This window comes from Microbacterium protaetiae (assembly GCF_004135285.1).
In the GTDB taxonomy this organism is placed as follows: Bacteria; Actinomycetota; Actinomycetes; order Actinomycetales; family Microbacteriaceae; genus Microbacterium; species Microbacterium protaetiae.
Genome location: NZ_CP035494.1, coordinates 2758257 through 2779071 on the forward strand (window position 1 = coordinate 2758257; position 20815 = coordinate 2779071).

Consider the following 20815-nt stretch of genomic DNA (forward strand, 5'->3'; position numbering starts at 1 on the left):
CCAGGTGAACTCTTCGTTCGCGCCGCCGGCTTCGTCGGCATCCCTCGATCCTACGAATTTCGGAAAGCGAACGGTGGAAACCGCAGCCTTGATCGTCGTGCTGGTCATCGCGCTGGCACTCTTCTTCGACTTCACCAACGGCTTCCACGACACCGCGAACGCGATGGCGACGCCGATCGCGACGGGGGCGCTCAAGCCGAAGGTCGCGGTGGGACTGGCGGCCGGTCTCAACCTCGTGGGCGCCTTTCTGTCCACCGAGGTGTCCAAGACCGTCTCGCACGGCATCATCCGTGAAGACCAGATAAGTCATCAGGCGTTTCTGCCCCTGATCTTCGCCGGCCTCATCGGTGCGGTGGTCTGGAACATGCTCACCTGGTTGCTGGGCCTGCCCTCCAGCTCGTCGCACGCGCTGTTCGGCGGCCTGATCGGCGCGACACTTGTCGGCTTCGGGGTGATCGGGGTCGACTTCGGCGTGGTGCTGAGCAAGATCATCCTTCCCGCGCTGCTCTCGCCGCTGACGGCCGGGATCATCGCGTTCCTGGTGACGCGGATGGCCTATGCGCTCACCCGCCGTTACGACGGCAAGCCCGACGGGCGCAGCGGCTTCCGCTGGGGGCAGATCTTCACCTCGTCGATGGTGGCGCTCGCGCACGGCACGAACGACGCGCAGAAGACCATGGGCATCATCACGCTCGCGCTGATCATGGCGGGCCTGCAGGATCCCGCCCACGCCGATCCGCACATCTGGGTGATCTTCGCCTGCGCGTTCACGATCGCCCTGGGCACGTATCTGGGCGGCTGGCGCATCATCCGCACCCTCGGCAAGGGGCTCACCGATGTCAAGCCGGCGCAGGGCTTCTCGGCCGAGACATCCACCGCCGCCACGATCCTCGCCTCCAGCGCCCTCGGATTCGCGCTGTCGACGACGCAGGTCGCATCGGGATCGGTGATCGGCTCGGGGCTCGGCCGCCGCGGCTCCAAGGTGCGGTGGGGTACGGCGGGCAAGATCGCCATCGGCTGGCTGCTGACCCTGCCGGCGGCAGGCCTTGTCGGAGCGCTCGCAGCGCTTGTCGTGCAGTGGCTGGGCACGTGGGGCGTTCTGGTCGACGCGCTGCTGGCGCTGGTGGTCATCATCGGCCTGTTCCTGCGTTCGCGCCGCGATGCGGTGACCTCCGCCAACGCGATGAGCGACGTCGCCGAATCGGGCCGTGCGGTCAAGGTGAAGAAGAACCCGCCGCCCACGCGCCGCCAGCGCGCCATCATCCGCGAGCAAGAGCGTCTGAAGGCCGAAGAGAAGGCGCGGCGCAAGGCACAGGAGCGCGAGCGTGAGCGTCGCCGGCTCGAAGAAGAGGCCCGGGCGCGCGCTGAGAAGAAGGCCAAGGCCAAGGCCGAGGCGAAGAAGAGCTCCGAGGCGAAGAAGAAATCCGACGCCAAGAAGAAGTCCGACGCCAAGAAGAAGCCGGGCAAAAAGAAGGATGCCGCGCACGAGGACGAGAAACGCGACGGCAAGAAGAAGGCATCGAGCGGAAAGGGCCGGAAATGAGCATCGACATCGATTGGCTGGCCTTCGTGCGCGTGTTCGTCGTGGCCCTGATCGGCGCCGTCGTGGTGGTCGGCGCCTACGCGACCGGGCTGCGTCTTCTCGTGCGTGCCGGTCGCGTGCCCGTGGTGGCCCCGGCCGAGTTCACCGACGCCATCACCGTGATAAGCCCGAAGCAGGCGGCCCGTGCCGAGAAGGCGGCGGCGAAGGCGGCGCGCAAAAGCCCGCTTTCGCCCGGGCAGAAGATGCTGGCGCGGATCGGCGCGTACGCGTCGTTCGCGCTGTGCGCGGTGGCGGTGGCCGCCGGCATCCTGCTCATCGTCGTGCACTGACCGTTCGCCGCTGCGGCGGGGGAGGGTGTCGTTAGGGTGAAGGGCATGGATGCCGCTTCTGTTCGATTCGGAGCGCACGAGCCCGCCCAGCGCGTCATCGTGCACGTCAGCGACACGCACTTTCTCGACGGCAACCGGCCGCTGGGGGGAACCTACGATACGGCCTCGAACTTGCAGCGCACGCTTGCCGCCATCGAGAACCTCGCGGTGCGGCCCGATGCGCTGGTGTTCACCGGCGACCTCACCGATCTGGGCGAGCCGGCGGCCTATGCCGCGCTGAAGGCGGCGGTCGAGCCGTTGGCCGAGCGCCTGGGTGCGCAGGTGGTCTGGGTGGCCGGCAATCATGACGAGCGTCCCGAACTGCACCGCAGCCTGCTCGGCGAAGCGCCCACCCAGGCGCCGGTCACCGGTGTGCACGATCTGCGCGGGCTGCGCCTTATCGCCCTCGACACCTCGGTGCCCGGCTGGCATCACGGCGATCTCGACGACGCACAGGTGGAGTGGTTGCGCGAGGTGCTGGCCGAGCCGGCGCCGCACGGCACGCTGCTGGCGATGCATCATCCGCCACTGCCCAGTCATCTTCCGCTGTTCGACATTCTCGAACTGCGCCATCAGCAGGCCTTGGCCGACGCCATCCGCGACACCGATGTGCGCGGCATCCTCGCCGGCCACCTGCACTATTCCACGCACGGCATGTTCGCCGGCGTCGAGGTGAGTGTGGCGGCAGCCACCTGCTACACGATGAACCTGGCGCGCCCGGCCGTGCAGGTCAACGGCATGGATGCCGGGCAGTCGTTCCATCTCGTGCACGTGTACGACGACACCATCACGCACGCGGTCGTGCCGGTCGTCGACGCCCCGACGGGTGACTTCTTCAATGAGGAGTGGGTCGCGCGCATGGCAGCGCTGACGCCCGCGCAGCGGCTCGAGGCGTTCTCACGCAAGCCGCCGCGGTGATTTCTGGCCTCGGCGGCATATCCGCGCATCTGAATCGACGCGGTGTACAGCGGCGTCGTCGAAGCGGGTGGGTAGGCTCGAGGCATCCCATTCGCCCGTGACCCACAAGGACGCACCATGGCACAGGACGCAACGTCGCGCACCCGCACCGAAGCCGACTCGCTCGGCTCCCTCGAAATCCCCGCCGATGCCTATTGGGGCATCCACACCGCGCGGGCCCTGGAGAACTTTCCGATCGCGAAGCGGCCGATCTCGGTCTACAGCGATTTCGTTCGCGCGCTGGCGATGGTCAAGCAGGCCTCGGCACGCGCCAATCTCGAGATCGGTGTGTTGTCGGCGCAGAAGGCCGACCTCATCGACCGTGCCGCGCAGCTGGTCATCGACGGCAAGTATCACGACCAGTTCGTGGTCGGTGTCATCCAGGGCGGGGCGGGCACCTCGACGAACATGAACGTCAACGAGGTGATCACCAACATCGCCCTCGAGCTCGCCGGTCGTGAGAAGGGCGACTATGCGTTCCTGGCGCCGATCGACGACACGAACCGCAGCCAGTCGACGAATGACGTGTATCCGACCGCCATCAAGATCGGACTGTCGCTGCAACTGCGCAGCCTTCTCGAAGAGCTCGATCTGCTGCGCAAGAGCTTCTTGGCCAAGGCGGTCGAGTTCCATGATGTACTCAAGGTCGGGCGCACGCAGCTGCAAGACGCCGTGCCGATGACGCTCGGGCAGGAGTTCCACGGTTTCGCCACGACCCTGGGCGAAGACCTGCAGCGGCTCACCGAGAACGCAAGCCTGCTGACCGAGATAAACATGGGCGCCACCGCCATCGGAACCGGCATCACCACGCACCCCGGCTATGCGCCGGCCGTGCTGCACCATCTGTGCGAGATCTCGGGCCTGGAGCTGTCGACGGCCACCGACCTGGTCGAGGCCACCAGTGACACCGGCTCGTTCATGTCGTTCTCCTCGTCGCTCAAACGCAGCGCCATCAAGCTGTCGAAGGTGTGCAACGACCTGCGCCTGCTCTCCAGCGGTCCGCAGGCGGGCTTGGGCGAGATAAACCTGCCGGCCCGCGCTGCCGGATCGTCGATCATGCCCGGCAAGGTCAACCCGATCATCCCCGAGGTCGTCAACCAGGTCGCCTTCTCGGTGGCCGGCGCCGACCTGACGGTCACGATGGCCGCCGAAGCCGGTCAGCTGCAGCTGAACGCCTTCGAGCCGGTGATCGCCCACTCGATCTTCCAGTCGATCACCTGGATGCGTCAGGGAATGTGGACGCTGCGGGTCAACTGCATCGACGGCATCACGGCGAACCGCGAGCGGCTGGGGGCGATGGTGGGCTCGTCGGTGGGGGTCGTCACCGCACTGACCCCGTTCATCGGCTACGCCGCGTCGGCGGCGCTGGCCAAGACCGCGCTGCTGACCGGACACAACATCGCCGACCTCGTCGTCGAGGCAGGGCTGATGACCCGTGAAGACGTCACCAAGCAGCTCTCGCCGGCGCGGTTGTCGGGTTTGGAGAGCGTGACATCGGCGATCCCGATCGTGCAGGCCGCCGAGAATGTGGTCGTCGACGAGCGCGCCTGAGTACGACACAGCGCAGCACCGGGTGTCATCGGCGCGCCGGGACCGCTAGCGTGGGATGCCGGAACGTGTCCCATACCGGAGGTATCCCATGACCGACGTCCCCACCCCAGAGAACCCGCAGCAGTCGACACCCCCGGAGCAGCCCGCCGTTCCCGATCAACCGCAGACCCCGCCGCAGCCCCCGGCTCCCGCCTACGCCCAGACCCCGCCCTATGGCGAGGCGCCGGCTTACGGCCAGGCGCCGGCGTACGGACAGCAGGGATACCCGCAGGCGCCGGTCTACGGCCAGCCCGCTCCCTCCACCACCTACCCGGGCAAGACGCTCGGCCTCGTGGCGTTCATCTGCTCGCTGGCGGGCCTGGTCACCGGCATCAGCACGCTCGTCGGCCTGATCCTGGGCATCGTCGCTCTCGTACAAAGCAAGAAGGCCGGCCAGAAGAACGGCTTCGCGCTGGCCGCAATCATCATCGGCGGCATCCTGCTGGTGCTCGGCATCATCCTGCTCATCATTGTGATCATCGCGCTGGTGGCCGTCGGCGGCCACTTGGCCGATATCTGCCAGCAGTACGGCAGCGGCGTTCACGAGGTCGGTGGTGTGACCTACACCTGCCCGTGAGCTTGTGCGCAAGGGCGGCGGAATCTTCCGCCGCCCTTCTGCATGCGCCCGAGAAGTCAGTCAATGATGCGGCAGTGCGTGGTCAGCTCGCCGATCGCGTCGATTCCGACGGTGACCGTCGAACGATCGCGCAGAAAGATCTGCGGTTCGCGCGAGTAGCCGGCCCCACCGGGAGAACCGGTCGAGATGAGGGTGCCCGGCAACAGCGTCACCGACTGCGACAAATGGGCCACCAGCGTGCTCACCGGCCGGATCATCTGACCCGTGGAGGCATCCTGCACGCGGTGCCCGTCCACGACGGTCCAGATGTGCAGAGCCTGCGGGTCGGGGATCTCGTCGGCGGTCACCACGAACGGGCCGGTCGGCGTGAAGCCGTCGAACGACTTGCAGCGGCACCACTGGGCCTCGGAGAACTGGATGTCGCGTGCGGTGATGTCGTTGACCACGGTGTATCCCCACACGTGGTCGAGAGCCCGGTCGGCAGCGACATCCCGTGCCGGACGGCCGATGATGACCCCCAGCTCGGCTTCGTAGTCGATCGATTCGCTCAGCGATCGCGGCCACGATGTCGTCGCCTCGTGCCCCGACAGCGAATTCGGCCACAGCGTGAAAACCGTCGGCGCGGTGTCGGCCTTCAGCGCGAGTTCGCTCGCGTGTGCGGCGTAGTTCAGACCGATCGCCAACACGACCGGTGGGGCCAGCACGGCCGAGGCATACGAGAGGTCGTCAAGCGGATGCCCCGCGCCCGCGCTGCCTGCGGCATCCCGCACGCGCGCCAGCAGTTCGTCGCCTCCGGCAATCAGCTGCTCGAGCGTCGCCGGGCCGTCGGGTACCAGCTCGGGTACCAGTTGCGCTCCGTCGGCGGTGATCGCCGCCAGCGTCGGATCGGTGCGACCGGGGACCAGGACATGGGCGAAGCGCATCCTTCGAGGCTACCGCGCGCAGTGATGAGGCCGTTGCGCACCGGGACGATGACATGCATCGGGCCGCCCGTATGCTGATCGACATGTCTTTCCCCTCCCCGCTCGCGCGCGGCTACGACGGGTCGCCGGCCCCGAGCGCCGCCGCGCCCGCGCCGGCGCCGTCGTCGCTGCCCTCGCTGCCGGCGCTGCCGGCGAAGGGGCGCCGCGGCGCACCATGGCTGTTCGGGATTCTTGTGGTCATCCTGTTGGGAGTGGCCGCCTATTTTCTCGAGGCCCTTGGGCCGGTGGCATCCCTCGTCGGCCTTTTCATCGCCCTGGTGCCGCTGACCGCCGTGCTGGTCGCCGTGCATGTCGTCGACCGGTGGGAACCCGAGCCCAAGAGCCTGGTGGTGCTGGCGGTGGCGTGGGGTGCGATTGCGGCCGTGGCCATCGCGCTGGGAGTGGATCTGCTGCTGCGGCTCGTCTTCGGCGTGGCCGAGACACCGGCACGCGAGGCGGTGCAGTCGGTGATTCAGGCGCCGGTCGTCGAGGAGTTCGCAAAGGGCCTGGGCGTGCTGCTGGTCTTCCTCACGGCGCGCCGCGCATTCGACGGGCCGGTCGACGGCGTGGTGTACGGCGCCCTGGTGGCGGCCGGCTTCGCGTTCACCGAGAACATCCAGTACTTCGCCGTCAGCATGATCGAGGGCGGCACCGCTCAGCTGACCATGACGTTCTTTCTGCGCGGCATCCTTTCACCCTTCGCCCACGTCATGTTCACGAGCGTCACCGGATTCGCGCTGGGGTTGGCCGCCCGCCGCGGGGCCCCCGCGCGTGCGGCGATCGGACCGTGGATTGCCGGCATGGTCGGTGCTGCGCTGCTGCACGCCCTCTGGAACGCCTCGGCGCAGTTCTTCGACTTCTTCGCTCTGTACGCCACGCTGCAGGTGCCGTTGTTCGTGCTGTTCATCATCGGCATCGTGATGCTGCGTCGCGAGGAACGTCGGCTGACCGCGGAGCGGCTGGGCGAGTATGCGGCCGCGGGATGGTTCACCCCGCAAGAGGTCACGATGCTGGCCACCGGCCATGGCCGGCGCTCGGCTCTGCAATGGGCGCGCACGTTGCGTGGCGACCGCACGGCGGTGATGAAGGGGTTCATCGCGGATGCCACGACCTTGGCCGCCGTGCGCCAGCGCATGGTCACCGGGCGTGATCAGAGCGCGGCATCCGACGAGAGCGCGCTGCTGGCACGCACGGTCGCCGCCCGTCGCGCGCTGTTCGCACCATGATGCTTGACGGTGCCGTGAGCCCGTGTCATCCTGGTTTCAGGTCAACTCAGCGCTCGGTAGACACGCAGGCATCGCCGCGGCACCGGGCGCTGAGTCTTGTCACTCGCGTTGACCCGCTTGGTCGTGTCGGGTTGGATGGAACCATGACTGACAACCGCACGAAGCCCGAGATCGACGCTCCCGAGGGGCCGGCACCGTCCGACCTCGTCATCCGTGACGTCATCGTCGGTGACGGCGACCAGGCCAAGGCCGGCGACACCGTCACCGTGCACTACCTCGGAGTCGAATACGAGACCGGCGAAGAGTTCGACTCCTCGTGGAACCGTGGTGAATCCATCCAGTTTCCGCTGCGCGGACTCATCCAGGGCTGGCAAGACGGGATTCCGGGTATGAAGGTCGGCGGTCGGCGTGAACTGGTCATTCCGCCGCACCTGGCCTACGGCCCTGCCGGCGGTCACTTCCTGGGCGGTAAGACCCTGATCTTCGTCATCGACCTCATCGCCGTCGCCTGACATCCTTTCCGCGAAGCGGATGCCTCTCGCCGAGGCATCCGCTTCTTTTTTCATTCGCGGGAATAGATCTCAGCACGCGGAGGTTTGATCCAGACGTATGCGCCCCGTGCGGGGCTCCGTGCCCATCGACCAGAAGGACCGAGAATGACCGACACCACGACCACCGCCCCCTCCATCGCCGGCTACAAGGCAGGCACCTGGGTGCTCGACGCCGCACACAGCGACGTGCAGTTCACCGTTCGCCACATGATGATCTCGAAGGTGCGTGGCACCTTCGGCGTGAAGAGCGCCACCATCATCGCGCCGGAGAACCCGCTCGAGGCCAAGATCGAGGCGACCGTCGACGTGAGCTCGGTGAACACCCGTGACGAGGGCCGTGACGCGCATCTGCGCTCGGCCGACTTCTTCGACGCCGAGACGTTCCCCACGATGGAGTTCCACTCGACCGGCGTGCGCCTCGAAGGCGACGAGTTCCTCGTCGACGGCGAGCTGACCCTGCACGGCGTCACCAAGCCGGTCACGTTCGACGTCGACTTCGGCGGCTTCGGCACCGACCCGTACGGCAACTACAAGGCCGGCGCGACCGCGAAGGCCGTCATCAACCGCGAGGACTTCGGCCTGACCTGGAACGCGGCCCTCGAGACCGGCGGCGTGCTCGTCGGCAAGGATGTCACCATCGAGCTCGACCTGCAGGGCGCCCTGCAGGCCTGATCCGCTCTCCCGTCGACCCCGCCCGCGGTGCTTCCCGGGCGGGGTCGATCTGTGCGTGTGGGACGCGCATCCTCGGCCGAGCCGAGGATTTCGGCCGAGCCGAGGACCGGATGCCGCCGGAAGACCCTCGCGTCGGCCATTCTCCTCGGCCGAGCCGAGGGGGTGGGATGCCGCGGCGCGCGCGGGCGCGGCATCCCAGCTTCTACGGCTCAGGATGCAGAGCGTCGTACGCGCGAAAGCGCGGGTGCAGGCGCACCAGCACCGACACCAGGCCGATGATGATGAATCCGCCCAGCAGAGGCGGCAGCCACAGCGCGGTGAGCGTCGCGAGGGCGCCGGCATAGAGCGCGCCGATGCGCGGGCCGCCGGTGACCACCACGATGAACACTCCCTGCAGCCTGCCGCGGATGGTGTCGGGCACCGCCGCCTGCATCATCGTGGAACGATAGATGGCGCTGATGTTGTCGGCGCCGCCGGCGACGGCGAGCATCAGGCCGCCCACGCCGATCAGCACGAGGTTCGGTGTGTGTTCGCCGACGTGTGCGGGGGCGAACCACCCCAGCGCGGCCGCGCCCAGCACGATGCCGAACGCGGCGATTGCCGCGCCATACACGATCACGGCGCGCTCGATGCCGAGGCCGTGCCGGCGCACGCGCCCGATCGGGCCCGAGAACAGGCTCGACAAGAAGGCGCCCACCGCGAACGCCGCAGTCAGCACGCCGGTGGTGACCGCGCCGCCGCCCAGCAGCACCGCACCGATCGCGGGAAACAGCGTCAGCGGCTGCCCGAACGTCATCGCCGTGATGTCGACGAGATATTGCACGCGGATGTTCGAGGCGCGCCGCAAGAACCGCCAGCCGTCTTTGAGCGATTCCAGCCCCGGCCGCACGATGGTGCCCTCGGGGCGCACCGGGGGCAGCGTCCACAGGCCGAGGAACAGCGAGGTCATCAAGATGACATCGATCGTGTAGGTCCAGCCGTAGCCCGAGACGGCCACGAGAACCCCCGCCAGTGCGGGGCCCGCCATGATGGTCAGGCCACTGGAGATGCCGCTGAGAGCAGATGCCGCCGGCAGCTGCTCGATGGGGATCAGTCGCGGCACAATCGCGAAACGTGCTGCCTGCACGATCGAGTTGGCTGCGGAGTTGACGATGCTCAGCCCGTACAGCCACCACTGCGTCTCCCAGCCGCCCCAGGTGAGCACGGCCAGCAGCAGGGTCGAGGCGAAGGTGATGGATGCCGCAAGCAAGGCGACTTTGCGACGGTCGAAGGCGTCGGCGAGCATGCCGCCGTAGAGCCCGGCGATGACCATCGGAACCAGTCCGGCGACCGCGATCATCGAGACCGCGAAAGTGTCGTGGGTGATGGCGTACATCTGCAGCATCACGGCGACGATGGTGAGCTGGCCGCCCAGCCCCGACAGCGTGGAGCCGGCCCACAGCCGGGCGAACGCGGGGGAGGTGCGCAGCGGCCGCAGGTCGATGAAGTTCGCCCGAGACAGTCTTGCCATCACCGGGGCATCCGGAACGCACGTCGCACGACAAGAGGCTATCGGGTCGCGCCGTCGTCGATCTCGACGCGCTTGATTCGCGAGGTGTGACCGCGCACGATCCGCACCTCGCGAGGGGCGACGCCGAAGTGGGCGGCCAGCACGCGCTCCGCTGCGGCGTTCGCCGCGCCGTCGACCGCGCGTTCCCGCACGTATACGACCAGGCCGTCGGGGGAGTCCTCCACCAGCGGCCCCTTGCGGCTGCCGGGCTTGACCCGCACCGTGATCACCACCATCCGAGCGTAGCGACTCGTGCCTGACGAGTACCTTTCATCCCGGGTGCGGTCGTCTCGATCTTCGAGAGATGAGTGCTTTCCGTCGCAGAAGAGGTCGATGGTCGTATGTCGCAATTCGCGTGTAAAACCAAGGGAAGTGGACGTTGTAATACGTATGAATATACGATACTGTGGAGCTATCCGATCGAAGAGTCCACAGAGGAGGTCGCCGATGTCAGCGTTGACCGACGTGTCTCCCGTCCACTCCGACCTGGATGAGTTGCTCGACGATCTTGTGCAGTCGCGATCCTTGGCCGGTCGTGCGTTCGCGGCGGAGATGTTCTTCTTCGCACGCGTGGCAGATCTGGTCGATCGCCGCGAAGCCGAGCGCGCTGCCCGCGAGGGAAGAGACGCCATCACGCATTCGACGCAATTGGGAATGCGCGAGGTGTACGCCGAGATCGGCGCCGAACTGTACATCAGCGAGTGGCAGGTGGCGCGCAAGGTGTCGTTGGCCTCGACGATGCTGGGGTCGTTCTACGAGACGCTGTGCGAGGCCAGCTGTGGACAGATCTCCGGGGACCATGCGACGTTGATCGCAGATTCGGGGATCGTGATCGATGACGGCGCCGTGCGAATGGAGTACGAGGCGGTCGCGCTCGACATGGCGCGTGAGATGACACCGGCGCAGTTGAAGTCGGCGCTCGACGGCCTCGTGGGGCGCCTTGATCCGGAGGGGACGCAGGCTCGCGTGCGTGAGGCCGCCCAGCGCCGAAAGGTGACGGTGCGGACGCTTGAGCCGGGGCTGGTGCGGGTCACCGCCGATGTGCCGACCGTGCCGGGCGTGGGCAGCGTGAATCGTCTGCGGCAGGCAGCCGTCACGCTGTTCGACCAGAACGCAGCGGAGAGTGAGGCGGCCGGTGACGGCGACCTCGAAGCGGCTGGGCAGTCCGTGGTCGATGATCGGACTGTCGCGCAGATCATGGCAGACATGTTCTGCGATCTGCTGCTGACTGCGGAGTTTTCCGGCCACGGCACCACCGACGAAGCGCGGGACGCATTGTCGATGATCCGGCCGAGCGTGCAGGTCACGATCCCGGCGGCCACGGTCACCGGCGCGCGCGTCGGAGGTGCTGTCGTGGACGGCTTCGGGCCGATCGACGACCAGGCGGCACAGCAACTGGCGGGGAATGCGCCGGCGTGGACGCGCGTGTTCACCGACCCGTGCACGGGCGTGCCGGTGTGCGTGGACCGGTATCGGCCGTCGAAGAAGCAGAGGCGGTATCTGCAGGCCAGAGACCAGCAGTGCCGGTTTCCCGGGTGTCGACGTCGCGCCCAGAAGTGCGACATCGACCACACCGTGGCTCATGCAGAGGGCGGGGCCACCTGCCTCTGCAATCTCGAGCACCTCTGCAAACGTCACCACACGGTCAAACACGACACGGCCTGGCGGGTGCGCCAGCTGTCCGGTGGCATTCTGATCTGGACAGCGCCCACCGGTCGCTCCCATCCGAGTCGACCACCGGGCACGGTCAGATTTGATCCGATCGGGCTCATAGACCCCGATCCCCACTTTCGCGACGGCCTCGCCGCGCACGATCCCGCACCCTTCTGAGCAGCGGGTACGCCGTGCTCGATGCTGTAGACTGATTCGGTTGCCGTTCGATCGGCCGCGGATGAAGAGAGCTCACGCATCAGGCGTCGGGCACCGCGCAACGACGAGAAAGGGGATCACCTATGGCACTGGATGCAGACGTCAAGAAGGCGATCATCGAAGAGTACGCGACGCACCCCGGTGACACCGGATCCCCCGAGGTGCAGGTCGCGATGCTGACGCAGCGCATCAAGGACCTCACCGAGCACCTGAAAGAGCACAAGCACGACCACCACTCGCGTCGTGGCCTCTTTCTGCTCGTCGGTCAGCGCCGCCGTCTGCTCGGCTACCTCCAGGACATCGACATCGCGCGTTACCGCTCGCTGATCGAGCGTCTCGGACTTCGCCGCTAGTCGCGAACCAGCGTTCAATCGCACCAAACATTCTTGTGAGGGCCGCCCCCGGTGGGGCGGCCCTCTTCGCATGGGTGCTCAACGAGCAGGCGCCACCAAGTCGGCGTGCCAGCGGGCGGCGACGTCGGGGTGTGCGCGCAGCCGCGACTTGAGCGCGTTCTCGCCATAGAGCGCATGGATCGGGTTCGTCGGATCCTGCGTGACGCCGGTCGCCTGCGCGGCCAGCTCCGCGGGCAGATCGATGAGCGGCAGAGAGCGATCCAGCTGCGGATTGAAGAAGAACGGCACCGAGATGCGGTCATCGGGCAGCTTCGGCGAGATGACGCGATGATTGGTCGCCTTCAGGTATCCCTGCGTGGCGTACTCGAGCTGTTCGCCGATGTTCACCACGAAAGCACCCGGCACGGGCGGAGCATCCACCCACTCGCCCTCGCGCTCGACCTGCAGGCCGCCCTTGCCCGGTTCGACCCACAGCAGGGTCAGAACTCCCGAGTCCTTGTGCGCACCCACGCCCTGACTCGGGTCCTCCTTGCCGGGGTAGCGCACGATCTTGGTGAGCGTCGAGGGTTCTCCGAAGTGCGCGTCGAAGTACGACTGATCCGCCCCCAATGCGACAGCCCAGGCCCGCAGCAGCTTGCGTGAGACGCCGCGCAGGTGGTCCTCCCACTCGGTGACGACCTCGCGCAGTTCGGGCAGGGCGTCCGGCCACAGATTCGGGCCGATGAGCCGCGCGTAGCCCGGCGCGTCGGCCCAGTCCACGGCTTTCCGCTCGGGGCCGATGTCGATCTGCTCCCGCCAGTCGATCTTCCCCTGCGTGCGCTCGCCGCCCACGCGCGTGTAGCCGCGGAAATGCGGGCTGTTCACGTTCTCGATCGCGAGCTTGTCTGCTTCGGGCAGTGCAAAGAACGCGCGCGCGGTCTCGTGCAGTCGGGTTTCGAGTGCGGGGGAGACCCCCGTTCCGGTCAGATAGAAGAAGCCGACGTCGTGGGTGGCAGCACGCAGCTCGTCGCGAAAGCGCCGCGCGGCGCCCTCGCCGGCATCGAGCTGTGACAGGTCGAGGATCGGCAGGTTGGTCTCGCTCATGGCACGACGGTAGACGGATGCCGCGCCCTCTCGCTCGCGTGTTGCCGTGCGTTACTCCCGGATGTCGCCGCGTTACCGGCGTGCGCCAGGGCGCGGGGAATAGTCTGGCGGCGCACGCGTTTCACCAGATACATTCAGTTGCATAGAAACGGGTGCCACGAGCATCCGGGAAGTGAGCAGAAAACGTGAGCGAGACCACCGCCGTGTCGCAGATGCAGTTCGGGCTCTTCTCGGTGAGCGACGTCACGCAGGATCCGACCACCGGCATCACGCCCAGTGAGGCCGAGCGCATCCAGGCGACTCTGACGATCGCCAAGCACGCCGAAGAGGTGGGGCTGGATGTCTTCGCCATCGGCGAGCATCACAACCCGCCGTTCTGGTCGTCGTCGCCGACCACCACCCTCGCCTACATCGCCGCACAGACGAAGAACCTCATCGTCTCGACGGCGACGACGCTGATCACCACGAACGACCCGGTGAAGATCGCCGAGGACTTCGCCGTGCTGCAGCACGTGTCGGGCGGCCGCGCCGACCTCATGCTCGGCCGCGGCAACACCGGTCCCGTCTATCCGTGGTTCGGAAAGGACATCCGACAGGGCCTGCCCCTCGCCATCGAAAATTACGCGTTGCTGCACAAGCTGTGGCGAGAGGACGTCGTGGACTGGGAGGGCAAGTTCCGCACACCGCTGCAGGGCTTCACCTCGACCCCGCGACCGCTCGACGGCGTGCCGCCGTTCGTGTGGCATGGGTCGATCCGCACCCCCGAGATCGCCGAGCAGGCCGCGTACTACGGCGACGGCTTCTTCGCCAACAACATCTTCTGGCCCGCCGAGCACTATCAGCGACTCATCGAGCTGTATCGGCAGCGCTGGGCGCACTATGGGCACGGCGCCCCCGAGACGGCCATCGTCGGCTTGGGTGGACAGGCGTTCATGCGCAAGAACTCGCAGGATGCGGTGGACGAGTTCCGTCCCTACTTCGACAACGCGCCGGTGTACGGCCACGGGCCGTCGATGGAGGACTTCACGAAGATGACGCCGTTGACGGTCGGTTCGCCACAGCAGGTGATCGACCGCTACGCCGGCATGCGCGACCTGTTCGGCGACTATCAGCGTCAGCTGTTCCTGATGGATCACTCCGGACTCCCGCTGAAGACGGTGCTCGAGCAGATCGACATCCTGGGCGGCGAGGTCGTTCCGGTGCTGCGCAAGGAGCTCGCCAAGGACCGCCCGGCGACGGTTCCGGATGCCCCCACTCATGCCTCGCTCGTGAAGGCGGCGTACGGCGACGGCCCGGTGCGCCAGCCGCGCCCCAACGCGAACCGCGGCGACAACGTCACCGGTGGCTCGCCCTACCAGGACACGCCCGCGCCGCAGGGTGCGGCATTCGGCCTGGGCGGTGCACGATGACGGCCCCGCGGCGCATTGCGGTCGTCTCCGCCGGACTGTCGACCCCGTCATCGACGCGGATGCTGGCCGACCGGCTGGCCATCGCGGCGGTGAAGCACCTCGACGAACGGGGGATTGCGGCATCCATCGACACCTTCGAATTGCGTGACTTCGCGCACGACATCACGAACAACCTGCTCACCGGCTTCGCGCCGGCCGAGCTCGAGTCGATGATCAACGCTGTGGTTTCGGCTGACGCGCTCATCGTGGTGACGCCGATCTTCTCGACAAGCTACTCGGGCCTGTTCAAGTCGTTCATCGACGTGCTCGACAAAGACTCGCTGATCGGCAAGCCCGTGCTCATCGGCGCTACGGCCGGCACGCCGAGGCATTCGCTGGCCATTGACTACGCCATCCGCCCGCTGTTTGCGTACCTGCATTCCGACGCCGTCTCGACGGGTGTGTTCGCGGCAAGCGAGGACTGGGGTGGGACCGGCGATCAGGTGGCGCCTCTGGCCGCGCGAGTCGAGAAGGGCGCGGGCGAACTCGCCGACGCGATCTCGCGCCGTGATCCGGCGACCAGCTTCAATCCGTTCGATCCGGCCAACTACCTCAAGGGCGGCAGCTCATTCGACCACCTGCTCGGCGGTTTCGCGGGGGAGTAGCCTCAGCCCTCGAAGCCGCCCTCGAACTCGTCGAGGACCTCGTCCGTCTCGCCGAGCTCGATGCGCTCCTCGGGATCGACGGTGGGCGGCGGCGGGTCATACTCGGCCTCGTCTTCGAGCGGGACCTCCCGCTCGTCGTCCGGGTTGATGGGGACATCATCCTGCATGACAGCGCTCCTTCATCCCTGTGCGCGGCCGGTGGTGCTCACCCGCTCTTGCGGCGGAACTCCCGCTTGTGGCCGGCCCGGCCGTGCGGCTCGTGCACGGCACCCTGACCGTCGAGGTGCGACTGTCCGTCGCGCTGCTGGGTGCTCTTCTTCTCGAGCGCTTCGCGGAACTTGCGCTTCATCTCGTCGGATGCCGCGTCGGTGGGGGTCTCGTCGTCGCTCATGTCCCCACGATAGGCCACCCGGCGCGGTGTCGCCACGGGAATCAGGGTTGATCGAACAAGCCCTGGTAGGCTCGTAAAGGTTGCCATGCGGCATCCGCTCAAATGAATACCGAGCTCATGGAGCAGGCGGGCAGGAAGCTGGTCCCCTGTGGTGGGTTCCTCTCCTTCGGAGAGTGATCTTCTACTGGTGACCAGCGCAAGCGGCCCACGCGACGGCTGTGCCCTCGCGCGCTCATATCTGCCTGCTTCCTCCTTCGCACCTACTCGCCCGCGAGACGCGCGGACGAGTCTAAACAAAGAAGGAGAGACCTCTTGGAAGGTCCTGAAATCACTGCCGCCGAGGCCGTCTTGGATAACGGCCGCTTCGGCACCCGCACCGTCCGGTTCGAGACCGGGCGACTCGCCCAGCAGGCGCAGGGCGCCGTTGCTGCCTACCTCGACAACGACACGATGCTGCTGTCGGCCACCAGCGCCGGCAAGCACCCTCGTGAAGGGTTCGACTTCTTCCCGCTGACCGTCGATGTCGAAGAGCGTTCCTACGCCGCCGGCAAGATCCCCGGTTCGTTCTTCCGACGCGAGGGCCGGCCGTCCACCGACGCCATCCTGGTGTGCCGTCTGATCGACCGTCCGCTGCGTCCGTCGTTCGTCGACGGCCTGCGCAACGAGGTCCAGATCGTCATCACCGTGCTCTCGATCGCTCCGGGCGAGTTCTACGACGCCCTGGCGATCAACGCGGCTTCGGCCTCGACGCAGATCTCGGGTCTGCCCTTCTCAGGGCCGATCGCCGGTGTGCGCCTGGCGCTGATTCCGGGTCACAGCGAGCACCCCGACCAGTGGGTCGCGTTCCCGAGCGCGAAGCTGCTCGAAGAGGCCGTGTTCGACCTCGTCGTGGCCGGCCGTGTGCTCGACGACGGTGACGTCGCGATCATGATGGTCGAGGCTGAGGCCACCGAGCACAGCTGGAACCTCATCAAGGGTGGCGCCACCAAGCCGAGCGAAGAGGTTGTGGCCGGCGGGCTGGAAGCGGCCAAGCCGTTCATCAAGCAGCTCGTTCAGGCGCAGGCCGAGATGGCGGCCAAGACCGCCAAGGAGCCGGGTGTGTACCCGGTGTTCCTGCCCTACTCGCAGGAGACCTACGACTTCGTCGCGCAGCGCGCCTACGACGAACTGGCCGGTGTCTACCAGATCGCCGACAAGATCGAGCGGCAGAACGCCGACGACGCCCTCAAGGAGCGCGTCAAGGGTGAGCTGACCGCCGCTGTCGCCGCCGGGGAACTGCCCGAGATCGCCGCCACCGAGTTCTCGGGTGCCTACAAGGCCGTCACGAAGAAGATCGTCCGCGGTCGCATCCTCTCCGAGGGCGTACGCATCGACGGCCGTGGCCTTGCCGACATCCGTCCGCTCGACGCCGAGGTGCAGGTCATCCCGCGCGTGCACGGCTCGGCCATCTTCCAGCGTGGTGAGACCCAGATCCTGGGCGTGACCACGCTGAACATGCTGAAGATGGAGCAGCAGATCGACTCGCTGTCGCCGGTCACGCACAAGCGCTACATCCACCACTACAACTTCCCGCCGTACTCGACGGGTGAGACCGGTCGAGTGGGCAGCCCGAAGCGGCGCGAGATCGGCCACGGCTTCTTGGCCGAGCGCGCGCTCGTGCCCGTGCTGCCGGGCCGCGAGGAGTTCCCGTACGCGATCCGTCAGGTCTCCGAGGCACTGGGCTCGAACGGCTCGACGTCGATGGGGTCGGTGTGCGCCTCGACGCTGTCGCTGCTGAACGCCGGTGTGCCGCTGCGCGCGCCGGTTGCCGGCATCGCGATGGGTCTGGTCTCTGACACGGTCGATGGCGAGACCCGCTACGCGGCGCTGACCGACATCCTGGGAGCCGAGGACGCCCTGGGCGACATGGACTTCAAGGTCGCCGGCACGAGCGAGTTCGTCACCGCCATCCAGCTGGACACGAAGCTCGACGGCATCCCGTCGTCGGTGCTCTCGGCCGCGCTGCAGCAGGCGCACGACGCCCGCATCACGATCCTGAACGTGCTGAACTCGGCGATCGACGCGCCCGACGAGATGGCACCGACCGCGCCCCGCGTGATCAGTGTGCAGATCCCGACCGACAAGATCGGCGAGCTGATCGGCCCGAAGGGCAAGACGATCAACGCGATCCAGGATGAGACCGGCGCCGACATCTCCATCGAGGAGGACGGCACCGTCTACATCGGCGCGGTCGACGGTCCGTCGGCCGAGGCCGCGCGTGCCCAGGTCAACGCCATCGCCAACCCGACCAACCCCGAGGTCGGCGAGCAGTTCTTGGGCACGGTCGTGAAGATCGCGGCGTTCGGCGCGTTCATCTCACTGCTGCCGGGCAAGGACGGACTGCTGCACATCAGTGAGGTCCGCAAGCTCACCGGTGGCAAGCGTGTCGAGAATGTCGATGACGTGCTGAGCGTCGGCCAGAAGCTGCTCGTGCGCATCACGAAGATCGACGATCGCGGCAAGCTGTCGCTCGAGCCGGTTCTCGAAGAGGCCGCCGACCAGGAAGGGCGCGACGCCGCCAGCGCCGGCCCCGAGGCCCCGGCCGAAGGCTGAGTCCGCATCACCTGGATGCCCGTCCCCGATCGGGGGCGGGCATCCTGTTTTCCCGGATCACGGCGGGTTTGTCCGCCGAACGGCGGACAAATCACAGCGATGTCGCCAAAGCGTTACGGAATGTTTATCGGCTGGCCCTTCAGTGGTCCTGATCCTTCGCGTGTGTGTCTTACCCTCGAAGTACGCGCCGGGGGGCGCGCACAGTGAACACGCGGATCGCAACGATTCGTGAGGGGGTGGGCGATGAGTCGTGTCGACTCCGAGGCGGCGCAGTCGCACTCGACCGACGAGGTGCGGCACGCTCTCGTGCGCACCTCGCCCGTCTCGTTGCCCGCACATCCCTCCGCGCCGATCCCCGTGCAGGGCGCACCGGTGGGCTCCGCCGTGCGCACGCGTCTCGGTGAGACCGGCATCGACGTCTTTCCGCTCATGCTCGGCGGCGCCGAGTTCGGCTGGAACGTCGATCTCGAAGCCAGCCACGCGATCCTGGACACCTATGCCGAGCTCGGGGGCAATGCGCTGCACACGGCAGACAGCTTCAGCGGCGGTCGCAGCGAGCACATCATCGGCGAATGGCTGCGCACCCGTGGCCTGCGCGATGATGTCGCGCTGGCCGTGCGCGTGGGCGGTCACCCCGACAACCCGGGAACCGACCCGGTCAACCTCGTGCGCGCGGTCGAGGCATCCCTCACCCGCCTGGGCACCGACCGCATCGATGTGCTGTACGTGGATGCCACGGCCGGAGTGGCCGTCATGGAAGACACCCTCGCCACCGCCGAGTGGCTGGTCGAGTCGGGCAAGGCGCGCAGCATCGGCGCGTACGGATTCACTGCCGAGCAGCTCGTCGAGGCGCGCATCCTCGCCTCGGCGGGGTATCCGCGGTTCACCGTGATCGACGTGCCGTTCAATGTGCTGCGCCGCCGCGATTTCGATGACGACCTGCGGCTGGTGGTGGGCGCACAGGGCATCGCCGTGACCCCATCGCATGCTCTGGAGCACGGCTTTCTCTCGGGGCGGCACCGCTCGCGTGGCGATGTGAGCCGCTCGGTTCGCGGCGCACAGCTGGCCGGCAGCATGAATCGGCGCGGCACGCGCACGCTGCGCGTGCTCGACGCCATCGGCACCGAGCTGGGCGTGCCTCCCGCGGCGGTGGCGGTGGCGTGGCTGCTGGCCCAACGGGCGATCGCCGCTCCGATCGTCAACGCGTACGCGCCCGGCCACGTCGAAGAGCTCGTGCAGGGCGTCGGAGTCCGGCTCAGCAGGGCGCAGCTTGCCGACATCGCCCGCGCCGCCGACTGAGCCGCAGGCGCCCGACCCCTCTTTCGGTCGCTTAGGGTGGAATGCGGGCCTCGGCCCGACCCTCCCGCGATGAAGAGAGAGAACTTGTGACGCATTACATCTACCTCGTGCGGCACGGTGAGCACCAGGATGCGGACCAGGGGGTGGTCGACGGCCCGTTGTCGCCGCGCGGCCGCCGCCAGGCCGAGGCGCTCGCCGACCGGCTGTCGGGCCTGCCGCTGACGGCCGTCTGGCACTCGCCGCTGGAACGCGCGGCCGAGACCGCACGAGCCGTCGCCGGCCGCCTGCCCTCGGTCGACCCGCAGCCTTCTGCGCTGCTGTTCGACTGCGTGCCCACGGGGATGACCGACGAGACGCCGGCCGTCTACGAGCCGTTCTTCGGATCGGTCACCGACGACGAGATCGAGGCCGGTCGGGCGCAGATGAACGATGCCATCAACGCTTTTCTGGTGCGCAAGCCCGGCGATGTGCACGAGGTGCTCATCACCCACAACTTCGTGATCGGCTGGTTCGTGCGCGAGGTGCTGCAGATGCCTGAGTGGCGATGGATGACACTGAACCAGGCGCATTGCGGGCTGACCGTCATCGCGCAGAAGCAGGGGCGGCCGTGGACGCTGCTCACCCACAACGACCTCGCGCACCTGCCGTTCGAACTGCAGACCGGGCTGCCCGAGCCGCTGCCGGTGTAGTCAGAGGGTCTTGCCGTACCACCGCGTCGCGTTCGGGTTGTCATTGTAGGGAGCTATCTCGACGAACCCGGATGACGCATACAGGCCGCCGGCGGCGGTCAGGGTGTGGTGCGTGTCGAGCACCAGCTGGGCGGCGTTCCACTCGCGGGCGTAGCGTTCCAGCTCGACCAGCAGCATCCGCCCCCAGCCGCGCCCGCGCGTCGCGGGTGTGAGGAACACATGCTTGACCTCGTAGCGGATGCCCACCTCGCCGTCGGGCAGACGTCGGATGCCGCCGCACCCGACCGGCACACCCTCGTCGTCGTACACGACGAGGAACACCCCCGCCGGCGGCTCGAACATCTCGCGCGGTGGACGTGCCGGCGTGTATTGACCGGGGAACCCCTCGGCGCGCATCGCGACGTAGTCGGCGAGCAGGCCGCGGGCTATCGGATCATCGACGGGAATGGGCTGAACAGACGCCATGGATCGAGGGTAACCGTGCATCCGGC

Annotated in this window: 22 protein-coding genes; 15 read left to right on the forward strand and 7 right to left on the reverse strand. The window is 67.5% G+C overall.

All coding sequences use genetic code 11. From position 1 onward, the window contains the following. Window positions 1–73 precede the first annotated feature (73 nt). From ET475_RS12735 to ET475_RS12755, 5 genes are all read left to right on the forward strand, one after another. Window positions 74–1543 (forward strand): inorganic phosphate transporter, encoded by a 1470-nt coding sequence (locus ET475_RS12735; protein WP_129393952.1) that lies wholly within the window; start codon window positions 74–76, stop codon window positions 1541–1543. Next, window positions 1540–1872: a peptidase gene (locus tag ET475_RS12740; RefSeq protein ID WP_129390830.1), complete on the forward strand. Its 333-nt coding sequence runs from the start codon at window positions 1540–1542 to the stop codon at window positions 1870–1872. Before ET475_RS12735 ends, ET475_RS12740 begins: the two co-directional genes overlap by 4 nt. 45 nt (window positions 1873–1917) lie before the next feature. After that, on the forward strand, window positions 1918–2829 hold the full coding sequence (locus tag ET475_RS12745; protein WP_207205349.1) for a metallophosphoesterase: 912 nt from the start codon (window positions 1918–1920) through the stop codon (window positions 2827–2829). 117 nt (window positions 2830–2946) lie between these two features. Then, complete coding sequence (locus ET475_RS12750; RefSeq protein WP_129390836.1) at window positions 2947–4419, forward strand: aspartate ammonia-lyase; 1473 nt, start codon at window positions 2947–2949, stop codon at window positions 4417–4419. A gap of 88 nt (window positions 4420–4507) precedes the next feature. Further along, window positions 4508–5035 carry a DUF4190 domain-containing protein gene (locus ET475_RS12755; protein WP_129390839.1) on the forward strand — a complete coding sequence of 176 codons (528 nt, stop codon included), beginning with the start codon at window positions 4508–4510 and terminating at the stop codon, window positions 5033–5035. A gap of 56 nt (window positions 5036–5091) precedes the next feature. Here ET475_RS12755 and ET475_RS12760 read toward each other — a convergent pair whose 3' ends face one another. Further along, a complete protein-coding gene (locus ET475_RS12760) occupies window positions 5092–5958 on the reverse strand; it encodes a fumarylacetoacetate hydrolase family protein (RefSeq protein WP_129390842.1) in 867 nt (288 codons plus the stop codon). Between the two features lie 83 nt (window positions 5959–6041). On the opposite strand from ET475_RS12760, the gene ET475_RS12765 reads away from it, so the two are divergent. From ET475_RS12765 to ET475_RS12775, 3 genes are all read left to right on the forward strand, one after another. Then, window positions 6042–7223, forward strand: coding sequence for a PrsW family intramembrane metalloprotease (locus tag ET475_RS12765; protein WP_129390845.1), 1182 nt, complete (start codon window positions 6042–6044; stop codon window positions 7221–7223). 143 nt (window positions 7224–7366) lie between these two features. Next, window positions 7367–7735: an FKBP-type peptidyl-prolyl cis-trans isomerase gene (locus ET475_RS12770; RefSeq protein ID WP_129390848.1), complete on the forward strand. Its 369-nt coding sequence runs from the start codon at window positions 7367–7369 to the stop codon at window positions 7733–7735. A gap of 144 nt (window positions 7736–7879) precedes the next feature. Then, entirely contained in the window at window positions 7880–8446 is a 567-nt protein-coding gene (locus ET475_RS12775; RefSeq protein ID WP_129390852.1) for a YceI family protein, read from the forward strand. A 202-nt stretch (window positions 8447–8648) separates the two neighbouring features. Here the strand turns inward: ET475_RS12775 and ET475_RS12780 are convergent, their stop codons facing one another. Continuing rightward, the gene (locus tag ET475_RS12780) at window positions 8649–9956 is read right to left on the reverse strand and encodes an MFS transporter (protein ID WP_129390855.1); all 1308 of its coding nucleotides are present in this window, start codon (window positions 9954–9956) and stop codon (window positions 8649–8651) included. A gap of 38 nt (window positions 9957–9994) precedes the next feature. Beyond that, window positions 9995–10231, reverse strand: coding sequence for a DUF167 domain-containing protein (locus tag ET475_RS12785; protein WP_129390858.1), 237 nt, complete (start codon window positions 10229–10231; stop codon window positions 9995–9997). Between the two features lie 136 nt (window positions 10232–10367). Between ET475_RS12785 and ET475_RS12790 the strand changes: the two genes are divergently transcribed. Next, window positions 10368–11825: an HNH endonuclease signature motif containing protein gene (locus ET475_RS12790; protein ID WP_165310914.1), complete on the forward strand. Its 1458-nt coding sequence runs from the start codon at window positions 10368–10370 to the stop codon at window positions 11823–11825. Between the two features lie 122 nt (window positions 11826–11947). Next, window positions 11948–12217 carry a 30S ribosomal protein S15 gene (rpsO, locus tag ET475_RS12795; RefSeq protein WP_129390865.1) on the forward strand — a complete coding sequence of 90 codons (270 nt, stop codon included), beginning with the start codon at window positions 11948–11950 and terminating at the stop codon, window positions 12215–12217. A gap of 78 nt (window positions 12218–12295) precedes the next feature. On the opposite strand, the gene ET475_RS12800 is transcribed toward rpsO, so the two are convergent. Then, the gene (locus tag ET475_RS12800) at window positions 12296–13300 is read right to left on the reverse strand and encodes an isopenicillin N synthase family dioxygenase (RefSeq protein ID WP_129390868.1); all 1005 of its coding nucleotides are present in this window, start codon (window positions 13298–13300) and stop codon (window positions 12296–12298) included. A 212-nt stretch (window positions 13301–13512) separates the two neighbouring features. Between ET475_RS12800 and ET475_RS12805 the strand changes: the two genes are divergently transcribed. Next, window positions 13513–14709: an LLM class flavin-dependent oxidoreductase gene (locus ET475_RS12805; RefSeq protein WP_129393954.1), complete on the forward strand. Its 1197-nt coding sequence runs from the start codon at window positions 13513–13515 to the stop codon at window positions 14707–14709. Continuing rightward, entirely contained in the window at window positions 14706–15353 is a 648-nt protein-coding gene (locus ET475_RS12810; protein ID WP_129390871.1) for an FMN reductase, read from the forward strand. Before ET475_RS12805 ends, ET475_RS12810 begins: the two co-directional genes overlap by 4 nt. A 2-nt stretch (window positions 15354–15355) precedes the next feature. On the opposite strand, the gene ET475_RS17885 is transcribed toward ET475_RS12810, so the two are convergent. Further along, window positions 15356–15520 (reverse strand): hypothetical protein, encoded by a 165-nt coding sequence (locus tag ET475_RS17885; RefSeq protein ID WP_165310916.1) that lies wholly within the window; start codon window positions 15518–15520, stop codon window positions 15356–15358. A 38-nt stretch (window positions 15521–15558) separates the two neighbouring features. Next, the gene (locus ET475_RS12815) at window positions 15559–15744 is read right to left on the reverse strand and encodes a DUF5302 domain-containing protein (protein WP_129390874.1); all 186 of its coding nucleotides are present in this window, start codon (window positions 15742–15744) and stop codon (window positions 15559–15561) included. A 312-nt stretch (window positions 15745–16056) separates the two neighbouring features. Between ET475_RS12815 and ET475_RS12820 the strand changes: the two genes are divergently transcribed. From ET475_RS12820 to ET475_RS12830, 3 genes are all read left to right on the forward strand, one after another. Next, a complete protein-coding gene (locus ET475_RS12820) occupies window positions 16057–18336 on the forward strand; it encodes a polyribonucleotide nucleotidyltransferase (RefSeq protein WP_129390877.1) in 2280 nt (759 codons plus the stop codon). 243 nt (window positions 18337–18579) lie between these two features. Next, window positions 18580–19635 (forward strand): aldo/keto reductase, encoded by a 1056-nt coding sequence (locus ET475_RS12825; protein WP_129390880.1) that lies wholly within the window; start codon window positions 18580–18582, stop codon window positions 19633–19635. Window positions 19636–19721: 86 nt separating this feature from the next. Next, window positions 19722–20324 carry a histidine phosphatase family protein gene (locus tag ET475_RS12830; RefSeq protein WP_129390883.1) on the forward strand — a complete coding sequence of 201 codons (603 nt, stop codon included), beginning with the start codon at window positions 19722–19724 and terminating at the stop codon, window positions 20322–20324. Here ET475_RS12830 and ET475_RS12835 read toward each other — a convergent pair whose 3' ends face one another. After that, the gene (locus ET475_RS12835; protein WP_129390886.1) at window positions 20325–20789 is read right to left on the reverse strand and encodes a GNAT family N-acetyltransferase; all 465 of its coding nucleotides are present in this window, start codon (window positions 20787–20789) and stop codon (window positions 20325–20327) included. Between the last annotated feature and the right edge of the window lie 26 nt (window positions 20790–20815).